Annotated in this window: 17 protein-coding genes; 7 read left to right on the forward strand and 10 right to left on the reverse strand. The window is 73.6% G+C overall.

Annotated features, from left to right (window positions below; translation table 11 throughout):
* Nucleotides 1-33: 33 nt before the first annotated feature.
* The 5 genes from ACN263_RS16385 to ACN263_RS16405 all read right to left on the reverse strand — a co-directional run bounded on the left by ACN263_RS16385 (nt 34) and on the right by ACN263_RS16405 (nt 5,689).
* Nucleotides 34-885 carry a hypothetical protein gene (locus ACN263_RS16385; protein ID WP_422735168.1) on the reverse strand — a complete coding sequence of 284 codons (852 nt, stop codon included), beginning with the start codon at nt 883-885 and terminating at the stop codon, nt 34-36.
* A 65-nt stretch (nt 886-950) separates the two neighbouring features.
* Nucleotides 951-2,207: a DUF2201 family putative metallopeptidase gene (locus tag ACN263_RS16390; protein WP_422735169.1), complete on the reverse strand. Its 1,257-nt coding sequence runs from the start codon at nt 2,205-2,207 to the stop codon at nt 951-953.
* On the reverse strand, nt 2,204-3,421 hold the full coding sequence (locus tag ACN263_RS16395) for an AAA family ATPase (protein WP_422735170.1): 1,218 nt from the start codon (nt 3,419-3,421) through the stop codon (nt 2,204-2,206). Before ACN263_RS16395 ends, ACN263_RS16390 begins: the two co-directional genes overlap by 4 nt.
* Before the next feature lie 71 nt (nt 3,422-3,492).
* Nucleotides 3,493-4,860, reverse strand: coding sequence for a hypothetical protein (locus tag ACN263_RS16400; protein ID WP_422735171.1), 1,368 nt, complete (start codon nt 4,858-4,860; stop codon nt 3,493-3,495).
* Between the two features lie 226 nt (nt 4,861-5,086).
* Nucleotides 5,087-5,689, reverse strand: a complete 603-nt coding sequence (locus ACN263_RS16405; RefSeq protein ID WP_422735172.1) for a dihydrofolate reductase family protein — start codon at nt 5,687-5,689, stop codon at nt 5,087-5,089.
* Nucleotides 5,690-5,889: 200 nt separating this feature from the next.
* Here ACN263_RS16405 and ACN263_RS16410 point away from each other — a divergent pair, with 200 nt between their 5' ends.
* The gene (locus tag ACN263_RS16410; protein ID WP_422735173.1) at nt 5,890-6,867 is read left to right on the forward strand and encodes an aldo/keto reductase; all 978 of its coding nucleotides are present in this window, start codon (nt 5,890-5,892) and stop codon (nt 6,865-6,867) included.
* Between the two features lie 18 nt (nt 6,868-6,885).
* Here ACN263_RS16410 and ACN263_RS16415 read toward each other — a convergent pair whose 3' ends face one another.
* The gene (locus ACN263_RS16415; protein ID WP_422735174.1) at nt 6,886-7,632 is read right to left on the reverse strand and encodes a YqjF family protein; all 747 of its coding nucleotides are present in this window, start codon (nt 7,630-7,632) and stop codon (nt 6,886-6,888) included.
* A 170-nt stretch (nt 7,633-7,802) separates the two neighbouring features.
* Here ACN263_RS16415 and ACN263_RS16420 point away from each other — a divergent pair, with 170 nt between their 5' ends.
* From ACN263_RS16420 to ACN263_RS16430, 3 genes are all read left to right on the forward strand, one after another.
* Nucleotides 7,803-8,726 carry an RNA polymerase sigma factor gene (locus ACN263_RS16420; protein ID WP_422735175.1) on the forward strand — a complete coding sequence of 308 codons (924 nt, stop codon included), beginning with the start codon at nt 7,803-7,805 and terminating at the stop codon, nt 8,724-8,726.
* A gap of 113 nt (nt 8,727-8,839) precedes the next feature.
* Nucleotides 8,840-9,724, forward strand: coding sequence for an alpha/beta fold hydrolase (locus ACN263_RS16425; protein WP_422735176.1), 885 nt, complete (start codon nt 8,840-8,842; stop codon nt 9,722-9,724).
* A 150-nt stretch (nt 9,725-9,874) separates the two neighbouring features.
* Entirely contained in the window at nt 9,875-10,327 is a 453-nt protein-coding gene (locus ACN263_RS16430) for a DUF5709 domain-containing protein (protein ID WP_422735178.1), read from the forward strand.
* Nucleotides 10,328-10,384: 57 nt separating this feature from the next.
* Here the strand turns inward: ACN263_RS16430 and ACN263_RS16435 are convergent, their stop codons facing one another.
* Nucleotides 10,385-11,965, reverse strand: coding sequence for a DHA2 family efflux MFS transporter permease subunit (locus ACN263_RS16435; protein ID WP_422735179.1), 1,581 nt, complete (start codon nt 11,963-11,965; stop codon nt 10,385-10,387).
* A gap of 297 nt (nt 11,966-12,262) precedes the next feature.
* Between ACN263_RS16435 and ACN263_RS16440 the strand changes: the two genes are divergently transcribed.
* The gene (locus ACN263_RS16440; RefSeq protein WP_422735180.1) at nt 12,263-13,687 is read left to right on the forward strand and encodes an aldehyde dehydrogenase family protein; all 1,425 of its coding nucleotides are present in this window, start codon (nt 12,263-12,265) and stop codon (nt 13,685-13,687) included.
* Between the two features lie 115 nt (nt 13,688-13,802).
* Nucleotides 13,803-14,636: a helix-turn-helix transcriptional regulator gene (locus ACN263_RS16445; RefSeq protein WP_422735181.1), complete on the forward strand. Its 834-nt coding sequence runs from the start codon at nt 13,803-13,805 to the stop codon at nt 14,634-14,636.
* On the opposite strand, the gene ACN263_RS16450 is transcribed toward ACN263_RS16445, so the two are convergent.
* The gene (locus tag ACN263_RS16450; protein WP_422735182.1) at nt 14,614-15,441 is read right to left on the reverse strand and encodes an AraC family transcriptional regulator; all 828 of its coding nucleotides are present in this window, start codon (nt 15,439-15,441) and stop codon (nt 14,614-14,616) included. The two genes, ACN263_RS16445 and ACN263_RS16450, sit on opposite strands and share 23 nt — an antisense overlap.
* A 50-nt stretch (nt 15,442-15,491) precedes the next feature.
* Between ACN263_RS16450 and ACN263_RS16455 the strand changes: the two genes are divergently transcribed.
* Nucleotides 15,492-15,914, forward strand: a complete 423-nt coding sequence (locus tag ACN263_RS16455) for a DUF2000 family protein (RefSeq protein WP_422735183.1) — start codon at nt 15,492-15,494, stop codon at nt 15,912-15,914.
* 47 nt (nt 15,915-15,961) lie between these two features.
* Here the strand turns inward: ACN263_RS16455 and ACN263_RS16460 are convergent, their stop codons facing one another.
* Nucleotides 15,962-18,496, reverse strand: a complete 2,535-nt coding sequence (locus ACN263_RS16460; RefSeq protein WP_422735184.1) for an FtsX-like permease family protein — start codon at nt 18,494-18,496, stop codon at nt 15,962-15,964.
* Nucleotides 18,493-19,251 (reverse strand): ABC transporter ATP-binding protein, encoded by a 759-nt coding sequence (locus ACN263_RS16465; protein ID WP_422735185.1) that lies wholly within the window; start codon nt 19,249-19,251, stop codon nt 18,493-18,495. The genes ACN263_RS16460 and ACN263_RS16465 overlap by 4 nt, the downstream gene beginning before the upstream one ends.
* Between the last annotated feature and the right edge of the window lie 38 nt (nt 19,252-19,289).

The raw sequence follows: 19,289 nt of genomic DNA on the forward strand, positions 1-19,289 counted from the left end.
CGATGGATGACGATTCCATGCAAGCCGGACGGGTCAGCGCCGCCAGCCCCAGCGACGCGAACCGGTCGTACCCTTCTCCCGGGCCAGCATCTCGGTCGCGATCCGCAACTTCTGGGCCGGCTCGGCGGCGGCCGGGCCCAGCGTCTCGACGAATCGGTTGCCCATACTCAGCACGATGGCCGCCCGGTCCAGGTCACCGATCAGGACCAGGCACTGGGCGTACACCCCGTAGGTGTTGGCCATCTCCCAGAACGACAGCGGACGCGTCATGTCCAGCAGCCCCTGCCGCAGCTCACAGGCGCGCGACGCGGCCAACGCCGCCTCCTGGGCGCCCTGGGCCGACGACGGCCGGGTGAGGTGCCGGTGCAGCAGCGCCACCGCCTGGTTGTGGTAGGCGGTCCCCATCGCCTCCCGGGTCCGCGGCCCGGCGGACGGCGGTTCCCCGGCGCAGGTCAGGCCCACCGTCACGGCACGCTCCAACAGGTCCCGCCGGGTGGCGGGCTGACCGGCGGCGAACGAGACCTCGGCCAGGTCCACCAGCGCGGTGATCAGTTCGGCCAGGGCCTCGTCCCGGGGCGTGGCGAGCACGCTCGCGAACTCGGCCGCCACGGCGTCGTACACCCGCTCGAAGACGACGACCGCCTCGCCGCCGGGCGCCATCGCGTCGGCGGCCCTGCCCCGCGCGGACATCAGCATGCTGTGCCGCCACAGCGCCCGGGCCAACTGCTGCTGGTCCTCCCGCGCCGCCCGGCCGGGCTCCCGCACGGCCTCCCGGTACGCCGCGATCACCCGGACCCACAGCCGGTCGGCCTCCGCCCACGTCCGCTGTCGCGTCGAGCGCTCCCGCGCCTGCTCGAACAACCGTCGCCGCTCGTCCGGTCCCATACCGCCCACCGCCCTTCGTGCCAGCCCCCAGCCCACACCGACAAAAGCAGTGAGCACTGTCGATTCTAAGTCGGACCGATGGTCACCACCCGCGCCCACGCCGGCGGTCGGGTCGGCACCCGGTCCACCTCCTCGCTCCACGACGCTCGGTGTCGGGGAAACAGCCCGACCACCGTCCGCGCCGACGGGCGCGTGGACGGCCAGGGCGTCTGCCCGTCGGTCAACACCACGACGACGTCCGGTCGAGGCCGCACCCGCAGCGCTCGGGCGAACCCGGCACGCAGGTCCGTCCCTCCACCACCGATCAGCGGGATCTCCTCCGCGCGGCACAGCGGGTGCACGACCCGGGCCGCCGCGTCGCACGACAACACGCTCACCAGGTCCCGTCGACCGCAGACGGCCCGGGAGATCGCCGCCACCTCGAGCAGCACGCTGCCCAACTCGGCGTCGCTGACCGACCCGGACGTGTCCACGATGACGCACACCGACGGGGGACGGCGGCGCAGGCTCGGCAGAACCACACCGGGTAGGCCGACCGACCGTCGGGACGGCCGCCCGTAGGTGTGGTCCGACCCGACCCCGGAGGCCACCGCCGCCGAGCGGACTGCCGCCCCCAGCAGGTCCCGCCACGGCTGCGGAGGGTGGAAAGCCTGCTCCGCCCACCGCCGCCACCCCCGCGGAACGGAACCGGGATGCCCGGTGATGCCCTCCGCCACCCGGTGCCGCACCAGGTCACGCTCCTGCTCGCTGAGACCGTGCGCGCCGTCGGGCCCCAGGTCCCACCCCCTCGCCAGTCCGTCCGCGCCGCTGCCACAGTCCAGCCAGACCAGGTCCTGGGTGCGCGGCCCCAACCCGAACTGGCGCAGGTAGTCCTCCATCAGCTCGCCGGGGGCGAGCCCGAGCGACGCCGGGTGGACGGCGCCCGCGGGCATCGTCAGACCGTCACCGAACACGTCGTCGTTGATCTCGCAGTCCGCGGCGATGTTCATCCGCAACCGCTCCCCACAACCGCTCAGCCCTCGCGCGCGGGCCACCCGGTCGCTCCTGCCGTGGTGGTCACGCAGCAGGTGCGACACCTCGTGCACCCACACCCCGGCAAGCTCCTCCAGCGGCGTACGGGCGACGAAGGCGGGCGAGACGTAGCAGCGCCAGTACCTGTCGACGGCCATCGTCGGCACCTGCCGTGACGCCACCGGCCGCAGGGCGAACAGCGCGGTGGCCAGGTAGGGGCGCACGCGGGCGGCGTGCAGTCGGGCGGCGTACAGCTTGTCGACGTCCAGCGGCACCGGGTCGCCCGCCGTCGTCGTACCTCCGCCGGTCATCGCGCGCCCGTCGCACCGGCCGCGATGCGCGCCGCCACCTGGTCGGCGCGGCGCGAGAGCGACACCGCCCCCGAGAGGCGTTCGATGGTGGCGGGCACCTCCCAGTCCTGGCGGCGCAGGGTGGCCAGGGTGGTCGCGGGAACCACCACCAGGTCGGGCGCGCCGGTCTCCACCGCGCGGGCCAGCAGCGCCCACGCGGCGTCCCACCGCGAGCGTTCGGGGCGGTTGCGGACCGCCGCGACCACGGCGTCCAACGTGGCCTGCCGCAGGTCACCGCGCTCGGGCAGCACCGCAGCCGCCGGGTCGGCCAGCAACTCCTCCGGGTCGGGCAGGTCCATCCGGTCCATGCTGGCCAGCAGTTCCAGACCGGGGCCGTCCCCGACCGTGCCCCGCACCAGCATCGACAGCACCTCGCGCGAGACGCCCGCGGCGGTCGCGAAGGCGGTCAACCGCAGCGCCATCTCCCAACTACGGGGCGACGGCCACGGCCCGCCGCGCGCCACCTCGGTGCTGGGCAGCCGGTGCACGAGATCCGGCCGCACGGAGAGCAGGCCGCACACCGCGCGCCGGGCGAAGGCGACGGCCTCCGGCAGTAGGGCCGGGTCGAGGCGGGGCAGCGTCGCGAGCGGCCAGGTCCCGCCGAGTCCACGGACGACGACCTCGTGGTCATGGGTCCACTGCAGGTGTACGAAGCGGTTCGCCAACGGTGGGCTCAACTCCCAGCCGTCGGCCGCCGACGAGCGTGGATTGGCGGCGGCGACGATGCGGACGCCGGCTGGCAGCCGCAGCGCGCCGACGCGCCGCTCCAGCACGAGGCGCAGCAGGGCGGCCTGGACGGCGGGCGGCGCGGTGGACAACTCGTCGAGGAACAGCAGGCCCCGGCTGGCCCGGACCAGGCGTACCGCCCAGTCCGGTGGGGCCATCGGAACGCCCTGGGTGGCCGGGTCGTCGCCCACGATGGGCAGTCCCGAGAAGTCGGACGGCTCGTGGACGCTGGCCACGACAGTGGTCAGCGGCAGGTCCAGGGTGGTCGCCAGGTTGGCCAGGGCGGCCGTCTTGCCGATGCCGGGCTCCCCCCAGAGCAGTACGGGCAGGTCGGCGGCCACGGCCAGGGTCAGGGCCGCCAGCTGGTTGTCCGGACGGGGCTCGGTGGTGGTCGCGTTGAGCAGGGCGACCAGGTCGTCGGCGACGTCGAGCTGAGCAGATACGGGCATGAGTCATCACCTTGTGTGGGTTGTCGGCGGGTGGGAGAAGCCGCCATTTCGGAAGGGGCGGAAGGCGCGGGTCAGCGCGCGGTGGCGTGCCGGGAACGCCGGCGTCGCTCGCCGTGACGCCGGGGTCCCTCGATGGTCGGGCCCGGCCCGGCCCCGATGAGGCCGGCCCGGAACAGGCCATGGGTTATCCGCCGCTGCGCGGCGGTCTCGAGTTCGTCGCGCAGCGGGCCGTCCGGCAGGAGCGCGGCGGGCCCGAGCAGCGCCTCGACGGTGTCCAGCGCTCCGGCGGCGTCGCCGTGGTCCAGCCGTGCCCGCACGTCGGGTAGACACTCCGGATCTCGGTGCGCCTCGTCGATCGCCCGCAGGCAGGGCAGCGGAGTCCCGGTGAGCGCGCTCAGCAACTCCTCCCGGCGGATCTCCGCCGGATCGTGGTCCAGCGCGACGAGCACCCCGTCGACCAGGTCGATGCGATGGTGGGCGCCCCGGCAGGAGACCAGGCGCGGTAGCACGGGCCGGGCCGGCACGGTCGCACCGACGACCACCCGATGCTCCGGTACGAGCGCCGACGCCACCAGGGGATGGAGTTCGTCGGCCTCGATGAGCCCCGCACGCAGCAGCGCCAGGTCGGGCAGCACCCAGGTCGCCGCGTCGGGCAGCACCGGCGCTCGCCTGCCGTCCTCCGGCGCCACCAGGCGCGCGGTGGCGGGCGAACCGACCGCCTCCGCGCTGACGTGCAGGACGATCCGCCGTCGGACGCCGAGCCGCACCACGACGGGCCCGCTGGACCGACCCTCGGCGCGAAGCAGGAGCGCCGCCTCGGCCGTCCACCGGTCGATCGCGTACCCGGCCGGCCGCGCCGCCGCCGTACCGAAAACGTCGGCCACGCCCTCGGGTGGCACGTCGGCGGGGCACCGCTGCGCGCCGGATCGCGCCCCCAGCTCAGCGGCTCGACGCACGTCCCACAGGTGGCGGTGCAGGTCGAGCCGGAATCGCTGGTCGGGGTGCGGACCGGAGTCGGCCGCGTCCCACAACCCGAGGCTGATCCGCTGCCCGGCGTCGGCCCAGCCGGGCGCGGTCCGGGCCACCAACTGCACCGCCCCGGCACCGGGCGACCCCGGGTCGTACCGGGCCAGCGCCACGGTCGTGTCCGGACGCAGCAGACCGTCGGGGGCGATCCTCGGCAGGTGCCACCGCAGCAGGTCGGGCGCCAGGTGTCGGAGGTCGGCCCGGAGCCGGGCCGCCAGGTCGCGGCCGTGGCGGTTGGCGACCGTACGCAGGTTCACGTCGAGACCGATGCGCGCGGCGGCGCACGCCCCGGCACAGTCACCGACCAGGCGACGAGCGGTGGCACGTTCGATCATGGAGGGCGGCACGGCGAAATCGCGCACGCGACGCCAGAGGGAGAGTCGAGAATCCGCATCCGCGGCCCGGGAGCGCATCAGCACTCACCGTTCGCGGATCGGACCTCCAATCTGTGGCGAGAGGAAGTGATCATCACGCCGGAGCATACCGCCGGGACGTCGGCTCCGCCATGGCGGCAGCGCCACTCTGAGTTCCCGAACCTCGCCGCGCGGTTCCTGCGCGACGTGCCGGGTGGTCCGGGGACACCACGGTGCCGGGCCAGTCGAGGGGCCGGCCGTGCGGGCCGGCCCCCGGGCCGGGCGGTCAGCCCGCCGGGCGTACGCGGTAGGCCAGGTGGGTGACGCCGTCGCCCTCGACGACGCGGAAAGGACCGTCGAGTTGCATCGGCGCAATGGTCAGGCCGGCGAAGAGCGGTATGCCGGCGCCGAGCACGACCGGAACGAGGTCGACGTGCACCTCGTCGAGCAGGCCGGCCTCGACGACCTGGGCCGCAATGGTGCCACCGTTGACGCCGACCTCCTTGTCACCGGCGAGCGCCTTCGCGCGGTCGATGGCGCTGACGATGCCGTCGGTGACGAAGACGAAGGACTCGCTCTCACGCTCCCAGCCCTCCGGCACGCTGTGTGTGACGACCACGACGGGCACGTCCATCGGGTGCCGGCCGCCCCACCCGCTGGTCATGTCGAACAGCCGCCGGCCGACGACCAGCGCGCCGGTACGTTCGTTGAGCTCCCGCAGATGACGGGCGCTCGCGGCGGACGTCCGGAACGTCATCTCGGGGTTGGCCGTCGGCGTCTCGACGTCGCCGCTGCCGTACCACTGGAAGAGGTGCTCGAAGCCGCCGTGTGAGGCGTCCGCGATGTAGCCGTCCAACGACATCGTCGCCCCGGTCGTCACCCTCGTCATCGGTCCACTCCTTGGTTCGTGCGGTGTCAGCCTGCCGGTGGGTCCGGTCGTGCCCGGCCCTCAATCTTTGGTCGAAGCAGGCGCTGCGTCCTCGACATGGCCGCCGAACTTTTCTGGGCGGGTCGGATCGCCGCCGGTCACCCCTGGCCGAGTTGCACGGCGGTCGGCGGTCGGCGGTCGGCGGCCGTAGCGTGGGGGTCATGCGAACCACCACGCTGGGCAGTGCGGGGCCCGAGGTCGGCGTCATCGGTCTCGGGTGCATGGGCATGAGCCACGGATACGACATCACCGGCCCTCGCGACGACGACACCTCGATCGCGGTGATCCGGCAGGCGCTGGACCTGGGCGCCACGCTGATCGACACGTCCGATGTGTACGGGCCGTACACCAACGAGGAGCTGGTCGGGCGGGCGCTGGCCGGCGGCCACCGGGAGCGGGCCGTCCTGGCGACAAAGGTCGGGCTCGTCGCGGCGTCCGCGACGGGCGGCCCCGGCAACTCACCGAAGCTCGGCAACAACGGCCGGCCGGAGCACATCCGCGCGGCGATCGACGACAGCCTGCGCCGCCTCGGCACCGACCACGTCGACCTCTACCAACTGCACCGCGTCGACCCCGACGTGCCCATCGAGGAGTCCTGGGGCGCGATGGCGGAGGTCGTCGCGGCGGGCAAGACGCGTCAGATCGGCCTGTCCGAGGTGACGGTGGCCCAGATCGTGCGGGCTCAGGCGGTGCATCCGGTGGCGTCGGTGCAGTCCGAGCTGTCGCTGTGGACCCGGGACCCGCTGACCGAGGTGCTGCCGTACTGCGCCGCGCAGGGCATCGCGTTCCTGCCGTTCTCACCGCTGGGCCGCGGCTTCCTCACCGGACGGTTCGCGTCGTTCGACGACCTGCCGGCCGACGACTTCCGCCGTGGCCTGCCGCGCTTCCAGCAGGACGCGCTGCGCGCCAACCTCGCCATCGTCGGCCGGGTCCGGGAGATCGCCGACCGGGCCGGGGTCAGCCCCGCGCAGGTCGCGCTCGCGTGGGTGGTCGCCCAGGGCGACCGGGTGATCCCGATCCCCGGCACCAAGACGCCGAAATACCTGGTGGACAACTGCGCGGCCGGCGACGTGCGGCTCGGCGCGGAGGAACTCGCCGACCTCGACGCCCTGCCCGCTCCGGAGGGCGGTCGCTACTGAGCGACCGGCGGCCCGGTGTCATCCGCCGGGCCGCCGGAGCGCCACCGGCGGGCCGAACCGCACCCCGACGCCGGGCGCGTAGAGCACGCTGACCGGCGGTCCCACCGGTGCCGGCAGGCCGGCGGCGGCGACCAACCCGTCGTCCAGGCGCAGCAGTTCTGCCCGGTGCAACGGCCAGCGGGGATGCCAGTTCGGCAGGTGCAGGGTGCGACCGTACGCCCGGGTGTGCAGCCCCCAGCGGGCGGTGAGGAAGTGTTCGACGGGCGTGGGGTCGACGATCCGCTCCCCCACCCGCACCTCCATCCGGCTCGTCGTACCCGCCGGGCCGGGCCAGCGTCGCCGGCACCGGTAGGTGAGTCGGTCACCGTCGCGGTCCAGCCGCATCGACGACCAGAGGTACGGCAGGCGTAGCGTCGCCCGCGCGACGAGCACCGGCACCAGGCGGGAGGCGTCGAGCGACCGGAACACGACGGCCCGCCGTCCGGTGTGGTCGACCGAGTAGAGCCGGACGTTCGTCTCGGCGAAGGTGCCGAAGTACGGCACCCCCGGCCCGCGACCGAACCCCAACCCGACCATCCGGAAGCCGATCAGCCCGACGAAGCACACGCCGTCCAGCGTGTCCGGACGAGTGCCGGCGGGCAGCAGCGGCGCGACCAGTTCCGGAGCGACGGTCCAGTGCAGGAAGGTGAGATCCTCCCAGCGCTGCCGCAGGACCGTCCGGACGAACGCTCGTCGGGGCGCGCCGTCGACCGGTTCGATATCCACGCCTCTCATCCTGACTCAGCCGCCCGGCCCCACCGCACGGCCCGCCGACGGGGCGGGTAGCTGCGACGGATCGGCCCTGCGCTGCGCACCGCCCGCCGTGGCGGCGCGCCGGCCCGCCGTACGCTTGATCAGCGGACGATCAGAACGGGCGTTTCGGGGAGGAACTGGGCATGACGCTGGGTGACGTCGAACTGGTGACGCTCGCGCAGTCGGGCGACGCGGGGGCGCTCGGCGTGCTGTTGACCCGTCACGAGGCCGGCATGCGGGCGGTCGCGGTGAGCCTGCTCGGCTACGGACCGGACGCCGAGGACGCCGTGCAGGACGCCCTGGTGACGGCGCTGCGGCGGGTCGGCGAGATCCGCGACCCGGCCGCCGTCGGCCCGTGGCTGCGCGCGATCGTCCGTAACAACGCCCGGATGACCCTGCGCGCGCCACGGCCGACACCGGTCGCCGACCCGCAGTGGTTCGCCCACCCCGGCACCGATCCCACCCCCGAGGAGGCTCTGGACGCCGGCGCGCTGCGCGACTGGGTGTGGCACGCCATCGGGGAGCTCTCCGAACCCGACCGCCTGGTCACCCTGCTGCGCTACTTCAGCGACGCCTCCTCGTACGAGCAGATCGCGGCCGTGTGCGGGGTCCCGGTCGGCACCGTCCGCAGCCGCCTCAGCCACGCCCGGCGGGCCCTCGCCGGCGGCCTGCGCACGGCCGCGACCGCCGCGCACGCGGACGTGCGCGCGGCCGGCGACGCCCGGTGGCGCGAAGGCGCCGACGTGATCGCCACGGCGATGCGGGGCGACTTCGACCAGGTGGTGCACGACACCTGGTGGCCGGACGCCCAGATGGTCGTTGCGGGCGGACCTCGCGGTGACCGCGACCTCGCGATCCGCGGCATGACGGGCGATCTGCAAGCCGGGGTACGACAGCGCCTGCGCAACGTCGTGACCAGCGGCGACGTGCTGATCTGGGAGACCGACCTGATCAGCCCGCCGGACGACCCGGAGCACTGCCCGCCCGCGGCCCTGTGGGTGCAGATGCTGCGCGAGGGGCGGGTGCGTCAGCTCACCCTGTTCCACCCGGTCCCGGCGCGACTCTGAAAAAACCTTCCCGCCGAGCGAACTTTCCCGGCGACCCACGCATCTGGTCCGTGTCCAGCCACCAGTTGCCGTCGCGGCACCCGCCGCACGGGTCACGGATCGGGAGACAGCTCATGGGTTCCACCCAGCACGACGTCGGCGCGCTCGCGCCCGGCGCCCACTCGTTCACCGTCGACGGAGTGCGGCAGGTCTACCACGTCGCCGGCACCGGCCCGGTGTGCGTGGCGCACTCGGGCGGGCCCGGCATCGAATGGTCCTACCTGCGGGCGCCGAGCCTCGAGGAACACTTCACGATGGTGTACGTCGAGCCGGTCGGCACCGGTGCGTCGGGACGACTCGACACTGCCGACGACTACCGGATGGCGACGTATGTCCACTTCCTGGACGCGGTCGTCACGCACCTCGGCGAACCCCGGGTGTACCTGCTCGGGCACTCGTACGGCGGTTTCGTCATCCAGCGGTACGCCCTGGAGCACCCGGACCGGGTTGCCGGGCTGGCCCTGTACGACACCTCACCGCGCACCGGCGCCGACTTCTGGGCCGACGCGATGGCCAACCTCGCCACCTACCCACAGCGGCACCCGGACCGGCCGGAGGCGGCGGAGATCCCGGCCGCTCTCCAGCAGGCTCTCTCCGCCACCGACGACGAGACGCTGAGCGCGGGCCTGGGCGCCGCGCTGCCGGTCTACTTCGGGGACTTCTGGGCCCGGCAGGCCGAGTTCGCCCCGTTGCAGGCGGGTCTGCGGGCCTGGGCGACGCCGGCCGGCGCGCAGGATCCGGAGCCCTTCGACGTACGCGACCGGCTCGGTGAGATCACCGTGCCGGCCGTGGTGATCGTCGGGGCGCACGACTTCATCTGCGGCCCGCGTTACGCCGAGGAACTGCACGCGGGACTGAAGGACTCGCGGCTGGCACTTCTCGACAAAAGCGGGCACTTCGGGCACATCGAGCAGCCGGCGGAGTTCACCGAGGCCGTGGTGGAGCTGCTGAAGCGGTGACGTCCGCGCCGACACCAACGCGGCCACCAGCTTCGCCGCGTCGCAGGCCCCCGACGCCGGTTCGTCACAGCGGGCAGGCCTCGGGGGCCGCCGGTGTTGCACGGTCATAGGCTTGGCACTTCGCTGCGCCGTGACGAAGGAGAGACCGCCGTGAGCCAGACGGATTCCGTCGACGAGTGGAACGTGGTCGAGGACGACGGGGTGCTGGACGCCTCCGACACCCTCGACGACGACCGGGTCGGCGACCCCCTCGACACCGGCATCGTCGCCGCCGACCACTGGACGGCGGCGAACCGGTTCGGCACCACCCCCGCCGAGGAGCGGGCGGGTGAGTCGTTGGAGCAGCACCTCGCCCAGGAGGAGCCGGACGTCGACCCGTACGCCGAAGGTGGCGACGACGAGGACGAGCTGACCCGCCGGGGGTACGAGACCGAGCCGCGCGCGGGTCGTCTCGTCGAGTACGACGAGGGCGTCCGCGAGGACGACGAGGCCGACTCGGTGGCCTGGGACGCGGGGATCGACGCGGGTGGCGCCAGCGCCGAGGAGGCCGCGGTCCACGTGATCGAGGACCCCAACGGGCCGGGCGACGGTCCGCTGAGCTGACCGGCACACCGCCGCGCTCGACCCCGTGACGGGTGTCGAGCGCGGCGGGCGCGTCGGTCAGTGGATGACGACCGGCGTCTTCGGCGCGTCGGTCTGCTCGTCGCCGAGCGGCTGCGCGGGCGTACGCCGGCGCGGCAGCAGGGCGGCCGGAATGAAGGTGGCCAGCACGAGCGCGAACCCCACCCAGAACGTGTGGGCGAACGACTTCGCGGCGAAGTCGAGACCGCGCTCGATGATCGACGGGTCGACCTGCTGGAGCAGCTCCGGCCGCTGCTGGGAGGCGATCGCCAGCCCGGCCTCGGTGACCGGCTTGCCGGTCTCCGGGTCCACCAGGCCCGGGATCGGCCGGGAGCCGTTGAGCTCGTTGGTCAGGATCACCGACATCACGGCGGCACCGACCGAGCCGCCGATCTGCTGCAGGATGTTGACCAGCGTGGAGCCGCGGGCGACCTCCTGCGCCTGCAATGTCCGCAGCGCCGAGGTCATGATGGGCATCATCGTGCCACCCATGCCCAGGCCCATCACGAACAGCGACCCACCGAGCAGCCAGTACGACGTCTGCGGGTCGACCTGGGTGAAGCCGAAGAACCCGACGACGATCAGGGCCAGCGCGAACGGGACGGTGCGGCCGATGGGCACCCGGTCGGCGAGCGTTCCGGCGATCGGCATGGTGATCATCGCGCCGATGCCCTGCGGGGCCATCAGCAGGCCGGCGGCGAGCGTGGACTCACCCCGCACCTGGAGGAAGTAGCTCGGGAAGAGCAGGCCGGCGCCCATGAACGCGATGATGAACACGAACAGCGTGGCCGCCGCGATGGTGAGGTTGCGGTTGCGGAACAGCCGCAGGTCGAGCAGCGGGTGCCGGGGCGTGAAGGAGTAGAGCACGAACGCAACCACCAACGCGCCGCCGACGAGCATCGGGGCCCAGACCTTGGTCGCGCCGAAGGTGCCCGCCTCGGGCAGCGACGAGACGCCGTAGAGGAAGAGCGCGAGACCCGGGGAGAGCATCAGCATGCCGAGGAAGTCGAAGGACTCCGACGGTTCGGGCGCGTCCTTCGGAAGGGCGAACTGCGCGTAGATCAGGGCGATGACACCGATCGGCAGGTTGATCAGGAAGATCCAGTGCCAGCTCGCCGTATCGATCAGCCAGCCACCGAGGATCGGGCCACCGATCGGGCCGAGGAGCATCGGGATGCCGAGGACGGCCATCAGCCGGCCGATCCGGTGCGGCCCGGCCGCCCGCGTCATGATCGTCATGCCGAGCGGCATGAGCATGCCACCGCCGAGGCCCTGGAGGACGCGGTAGCCGATGAGCTGACCGATCGAGTCGGCGGTGGCGCAGAGCCCGGACCCGATCGTGAACAGGGCCAACGCCACCATGTAGAGGCGCTTCGTGCCGAACCGGTCGGCCGCCCACCCGCTGAGCGGGATCACCGTGGCCAGGGCCAGCGTGTAGCCCGTCATCGTCCAGGCCACGCGGGCGTAGGACGCGTCGAACTCGGTCTGGAACGTGGGCAGCGCGACGCTGACCACCGTCACGTCGAGGATCGACATGATCGCGCCAAGGACGACGACACCCGCCACCTTGAGCACCGCGGCGTCGAGCTTGTCCGATGTCGCGACGGATTGCTGTGTCACTAACTCTCCTGAAGTCGGTTGGTCCGGCGGATGGTGGGCGGTGGCGGCGGACGCCGCGCCGACCAGGCGTGGGACGCGACGTGCCGAGGCAGACTATCCGGGGACTGTGACAGGTTGCCGCCCGTTTTCGTCACCAGCGCGTGGCGGCGTCCGATCAGCCGTCCGATTGGACCCGGTCGGCGGGGTGTCGGGTCGACGGCGGACCGACCGCCGGGTCCTCGACGCTCAGCCAGGGAGAGCCGGACCGGGGATGAACCGCACCTGGTTGGGCCTGTCCGGCGGTGCCACGGTCGGGGCATGACCACTTACCCGCACACCGTCACCGGCCACTGGATCGGTGACGAGACCGTCGCCGGCTCGGCCGGCACGCTTGCCGTCGTCAACCCCGCCACCGGGGACGTCGTCGCCGAGACCCCGGCCGGTACCACCGCCGACGTCGACCGCGCCGTCGCCGCCGCGCGCGCCGCCTTCCCCGCCTGGTCGACCACGACGCCGGGGCACCGGGCGGAGATCCTGCGCCGCCTCGGCGCGGGGCTCGCCGCCCGTTCGGAGGAGATCGCGTCGGCGATCACCGCCGAGATGGGCTCTCCGATCACGATGTCGCGTACGGCACAGGTCGGCTTCCCGGCCGCGGTGATCGACTCCTTCGCCGGCCTGGCGGACGGCTTCGCCTGGACCGAGGAGATCGGCAACTCGCTGGTCGTCAGGGAGCCGATCGGCGTCGTCGGTGCGATCACGCCGTGGAACTTCCCGCTCCAGCAGATCGTCTCCAAGCTGGCGCCGGCGCTGCTGGCCGGCAACACGATGGTGTTCAAGCCGTCGGAGAACGCCCCGCTGACGGCGCGGATCCTGGCCGAGGTCGCCGCCGAGGCGGGCGTACCGGCCGGTGTGTTCAACGTCGTGTACGGCACCGGCGCGGTCGTCGGCGAAGCGATCTCCGCCCACCCGGACATCGACATGATCTCGTTCACCGGCTCCACCCGGGCCGGGCAGCGGATCGCCGCAGTGGCGTCGGCGACGGTCAAGCGGGTGGCGCTGGAGTTGGGCGGCAAGGGCGCGAACATCATCCTGGACGACGCCGACCTGCCGAAGGCTGTCACCACCGGCCTGGCGATGGCGTTCTCCAACGGCGGGCAGGTCTGCGGCGCGTGGCCCCGGATGCTGGTGCCCGCCGCCCGCCAGGACGAGGTCGTCGCGCTGGCCGTGGAGGCGGCGCGGCAGTACACCGTCGGCGACCCGACCGACGAGGCCACCCGGGTCGGTCCGATGGCGTCGGAGGCGCACCGGCGCAAGGTGGTCGGATACATCGAGCGGGGCATCGCCGACGGGGCACGGCTCGTGTTCGGCGGCCCGGACCGGCCCGCCGAGCTGACGGACGGTGCCTACGTCCAGCCGACGATCTTCGCCGACGTGGACCCGACGTCCGCTATCGCCCAGGAGGAGATCTTCGGGCCGGTGCTCACGATCATCCCGTACGCCGACGAGGAGGAGGCCGTGTCCATCGCCAACGGCACGTCGTACGGGCTGACCAGCGGTGTCTTCGGTGCGCCGGAACACGCGCTGGCGGTCGCGCGGCGGCTGCGCGTGGGACAGGTCGACGTGAACGCCGGCCGGTGGAACCCGCTCGCCCCGTTCGGCGGCTACAAGCAGTCCGGCAACGGCCGCGAGTTCGGCCGGATGGGCCTGGAGGAGTTCCTGGAGACCAAGTCCATCCAGCGTTGACGGGATGCTCCGGCCGGACCGCGAAGGCCCTGGTCCGGCCGGAACACCGTCCCCCGGTCCGCGTGTTACCGCCAGGTGCCGGCCCGCGTCGGCAACCCACCGATCGGAGATCATCGTGAACCGCGCCCAGATCGCCAGCTTCCTGCGGACCCGCCGCGAGGCGCTCCAGCCCGAGGACGTCGGGCTGCCCCGGGGACCGCGCCGACGCACCGGTGGGCTGCGCCGCGAGGAAGTCGCCGCGTTGAGCGGTATGTCCACCGACTACTACAGCCGGCTGGAGCAGCAGCGCGGGTCGCACCCGTCGGAGCAGATGCTCGCCGCCCTGGCCCGCGGCCTCCGGCTCTCCCGGGCCGAACGGGACCACCTGTTCCAACTCGCCGGGTACGCCATACCCCACCGCGCCGTCCGGGCCGACCACGTCAACCCGGGGATGATGCGGATCCTCGACCGACTGCACGACACCCCGGCCCAGGTGGTGAACCACCTCGGCGAGACCCTGGCGCAGACCCCGCCGGCCGTCGCGCTGCTCGGCGACGAGACTCGGCACACCGGGCTGGCCCGCAGCGCGCACCACCGCTGGTTCACCGACCCGAGGGCGCGGGCGTTGCACCCGGTCGAGGACCACGAGACGCAGAGCCGGCTCCTGGTCGGGCACCTGCACGCGGCGTACACCCGGGACGGCCGGGGTTCGCGGGCGGCGACGCTCGTCGACGACCTGCTGGAACGGAGTACGGAGTTCACCCGGCTCTGGCAGGAGCACCCGGTGCCGGCCGGTTACTGCCCGCCGAAGCGGTTCCTGCACCCCGAGGTGGGGCCGGTCGAGCTGCACTGCCAGACGCTTGTCGACCCGGACGAGTCGCAGACGCTGCTGGTGTTCACCGCTGTGCCCGGCTCGGAGAGCGACGACAAGCTGCGGCTGCTCACCGTCATCGGCGCTCAGCTCGGCTGAGCCTCGACGCCGCCGGATAGCGGGACGGGGTGACGCCGAGGAAGCGCCGGAAGTGCCGGGTCAGGTGGGCCTGGTCGAAGAACCCGGCGGCGGTGGCCGCCTCCGCGGGGCGCTGACCCGCGAGGAGCAGGCGACGCGCCAGCTCGACCCGGCGGCCGGTCAGGTACGAGTGCGGCGGCAGCCCGTGAGCGCGGGTGAAGGCCCGCACGAGGTGGGTCGGGTGGGCGTGCAGCAGCTCGGCGGCCTCGCGCAGGGTGACCCCGTCGACGGTCCGCGCGTCCAGCAGGTCGCGGAGCCGGTCGGCGAGGCCGGACCCGGCGGGTACCGCGCTGGCCGACGTCCGCTCGTGGAGTCGGACGCGCAGCCGGTCCAGGATGAGCGCGAGGCGGCTCTCGGCCTCGAACTCCTCGCCCGGGGCGGCGAGCACGTGGTGCAGGTGGTGGATCCGGTCCCGCAGCAGCGGATCGGCGAGGTCCGGCTCGTCCACCGCCCGGCCGACCAGGTCGGGGGCCAGGGCCGAGGTGTCCAGGTACAGGACGCGTTTGCGGAAGCCGCTCGCCGTGGCGGAACGGCCGTCGTGCGGCACGTACGGCGGCAGCAGGGTGACCGACGTGCGCAGCGCGCCGTGCCGGTGCCGGTCGAGGTCGAAGCGGACCGCGCCGTCGTCGACGATCAGCAGCGTCCACACGTCGTGGACGTGCCGTGGGTACGCGTGGTCCACGAAATGGGCGTGGAAGACCTCGGCGACCCCGGCGACGGCGGGTCGCCACGCGCTGACCTGCGAATCGATCGGCCGGGCGGCCATGCTAAGAACGTACAAGACCGGGGGGCGCACGCGCCGGCAGGCTGAGCGGCATGAGCGAACCGATCCGCTTTCCCACCAAGATCGCCGTGCTGCTCCGCGACGACCTCGTCGGCTGGCAACGCCTCAACGTCACCGCCTTCCTGGTCAGCGGCATCGCGCACGCCGAACCGGAGCTGCTCGGCGACGAGTACCGCGACGCGGACGGCACGGCGTACCTGTCGATGTTCCGCCAGCCGGTGCTGGTCTTCGCCGGCGGCCGCGCGACCCTGAGCGACGCGCACTCCCGCGCTCTCGCGCGCGGACTGCGGCTCGCGGTCTTCACGTCCGAGCTGTTCGCCACCGGCAACGACCGGGACAACCGGGCCGCCGTGCAGGCGGTCGGCCGGGACAAGCTCGACCTGGTGGGGTTGGCCCTGCACGCCGGGCGCAACGTGGTCGACAAGGTCCTCAAGGGAGCGACCATGCACCCGTGACGCGCCGGGGCGGGCCGGCGTCGAACCCTGGCCCGCCCCACCGGGTCTCAGCCCTCGACGCCCAGCGCCGCCACCGGACTGACCCGCGCGGCCCGCCGCGCCGGCAGCACGCCGGCCAGCGCGGTCAGCCCGACCAGCGCCGCGAAGAGCCCGACCAGCGGCAGCACCGGCAGCGTCAACGGCGCGTCGAGCCCCAACGCCCGCACCGCCAACCAGGCGTACGGGACGCCGAGCAGCAGCCCGAAGGTCGCCCCGATCACCCCGTAGAGGCCGGACTCCACGGTCAACATCGTGCGCAGGCCGGCCCGGGACAGACCGACGGCGCGCAGCAGCCCGGACTCGCGTACCCGCTCCACGACCGAGAGCGCGGTCGTCGACCCCACCCCGACCACGGCGATCAGCACGGTGAGACCGACCAGCCCGGCGGTGATCCAGACCAGCGCGCTCAGCACCGCGTCGTTCCGGTCCCGCTCGTCGGCGAGCACGCTGATGTGCAGCCCGGCGGCGGTCCCGATCGCCTGCCGCAGCGCCCGCACCCCGGCGGTGCGGCCGTCCTCGCCCGTCCGGGCCGCGTCCGCCAGCAGACCGGTGTACGCGGTCGGTCCTCCGATCCGGTCCAGGTCGGCCCGGTTGGCGAGGATGCCCGCGTACAGGGGGCCACGGCCGGGCAGAACCGCCGCCACCCGCACCTCGACGGTCGACGTGTCGCGGCCGAGGGTGACCGTGTCGCCGGCCCGCAGCCCGGTGACGCGGGCGACCTGGTCGCCGAGCACGACCCGGCCGGGTCCCCGGTCGGCGAGGCTGCCCTGCGCCACGGGCAGGTCGGCGAGGGTCGGCAACGCCGACAGGTCCAGGTCGGTCGTGGAGAACCCGACCTCGGCGTCGCCCAGGCGCTTTCCGTCGCGCGACAGCGCGACGTCGTGGACCATCCGGTACGGCACCGCCCGGGCCAGCGCGGCGCTGGTCGTACGCGCCCGGGCCAGGACGGCGACCGGCAGGGACGCGCCCTCGCTGGAGGCCACCTCGAAGTCGGCCGGCGCGGAGAGGGCCAGGTCGCGGTCGGCGACCACCCGCATGGACGCGCCACCGATGATCACCCCGGAGATCAGCGTCACCCCGAGCGCCACCACCACGGAGACGGCGGCGGCCCGACGCGGGGTGCCGCCGATCCCGCTGACCGCCAACCGCCCGAGGGCGCCGAGCTGACGCAGCGGCCAGCCCGCCACGGCCAGCACCGGCCGCACCAGCAGCGGCCCGAGGGCCACCAGGGCGAAGAACGCCAGCGCGCCCGAGGCGACCAGCAGGAGCAGCCCGGCCATCGGGTCGTAGGATTCCGCGTCCGGTGTCGGCATCCGGCGTACCGCCGCGACCCCGGCCAGCAGCGCACCGAGGACCAGCAGGACCCCGAAGACCAGGCGCGCCGGTCCGATGCCCCGCCGTCCGGCGGTGACGCTCGCCGCCCGCAACGCCTCCAGCGGCGACACCCGGGCGGCGGAGAACGCCGGGGCGAGGACCGCCGCCACGGTCAGGACGACCGCCCCGACCACCACCGCGACCGCCGCCGTCAGCGGCAGCCCCGGCGACGACACCACCGTGCCCAAGGCGCGCAGCAGCGGCGGGAGCGCCTGCCCGACGGCCAGGGCGGCGGCCACCCCGACGACACCGGCGACCAACCCGGTCAGGGCCCCCTCGGCGGTGAGCGCGCCCACCAACGCGCCCCGGCCCGCGCCGACCGCCCTCAGCAGCGCGAGGTGCTGCATCCGCTGGGCGAAGACGATGCGGAAGGTGGAGGTGACCACCAGAGCGGCGGCGGCCACCGCGATCCCGACGAACATGCCGACCAGCGCGAACAGCCGCCCGACCTGCTCGGCCGCCGCGTCGGCCTCGGTGTCGCGGACCTCGGCCCCCGAGCGGACCGGCACCCCGGCGGGAACCGTCGTGGTCAGGCGCTGACGAACCGTCTGCGTCGCGCCCGGGGCGGCCCGCAGGTCGATCCGCTCCACGCTGCTCAGGTGAGCCCACCCGGCCACCACGTCGTCCGGCGCGTACGCGTTGGCGCCGTCGTCGGCGGGGGTGTCGACCACCCCGGTGACGGTGAGCGGCGTCTCGGTGCCGAGTTCGCCGCCTCTCCCGGTGGTCACGGTGCCGACCGTCAGCCCCATCCGTTCGACGGTCCGGGGGCTGACCGCGATCTCGCCGGGCCGGTCGGGGTAGCTGCCCTGGACCAGCCGGACCGTGGCCAGCGGGCCGGTACCCGGGTCCGCCTGAAGGTTGACGTATCCCCCGCCGACCGAGACACCGATGGTCACCCGACCCACCGCCTCGACCACGCCGGGCACGGCCCGGACGGCGTGCAACGCGGTCAGGGCGGGCGGCGGCTGTTCGGGGTCACCGATCACCAGGTCGGTGGCGGCCGGTGTGTCGCTGAGGGTGTCCCGGGCGGTCCGTTCGGTGATGTCCTGCGCCAGCACCACGCCGAAGACGACGAAGGACGCGACGAGGACGGCCAGGCCGGTGAGGATCAGCCGGCCCGGCCGTCGAGCCGCGGCGATCACCTGGGTACGCAGCACGGTCGCCCTCATGCCGCGACCGCCAGGGCGCGCAGCGCGTCGGTGACCGAGCCCTGGTCCGGCTCGTGGACCTCGCCGGCGATCCGGCCGTCGGCGAGCAGCACCACCCGGTCGGCGTACGCGGCGGCGATCGGATCGTGGGTGACCATGACGACCGTCTGGCCCAGGTCCCGTACCGAGTCGCGCAGGATGGCGAGCACCTCCGCCCCGGAGCGGGAGTCGAGGTTGCCGGTCGGCTCGTCGGCGAAGACGACCTCGGGACGCGACACCAGGGCACGGGCCAGCGCCACCCGCTGCTGCTGGCCGCCGGAGAGCTCGCTGGGTCGATGCCCGAGCCGCTGGCCGAGGCCCAGCACGTCGACGAGGTGCGCGAACAGGTCGCGGTCGGCGTCCCGGCCGGCGAGGTCCAGCGGCAGGGTGATGTTCTGCGCGGCGGTGAGCTGCGGCAGCAGGTTGAACGACTGGAACACGAACCCGATCCGGTCGCGGCGTGCCCGGGTCAGCGTCCGGTCGGACTGACCGGTCAGTTCCGTACCGCCGAGCAGGACCCGACCGGACGTGGGCGTGTCCAGCCCGGCCAGGCAGTGCATCAGCGTCGACTTACCGGAGCCGGACGAGCCCATGATCGCGGTGAACTCGGCCCGACCGAAGGCGACCGAGACCCCGTCGAGGGCACGGACGGCGGTGTCGCCGCCGCCGTACACCTTCACGAGGTCGACGGCCGCGACGGCCGCCTGCCCGATCTGCGGTGGGGCGTGGGTTGTCATGGTTCCTCCAGTGGCTGCGGTGTGACCGGGGAAGCCTC

It is taken from the genome of Micromonospora sp. WMMD729 (assembly GCF_049315225.1).
Classification (GTDB): domain Bacteria; phylum Actinomycetota; class Actinomycetes; order Mycobacteriales; family Micromonosporaceae; genus Micromonospora.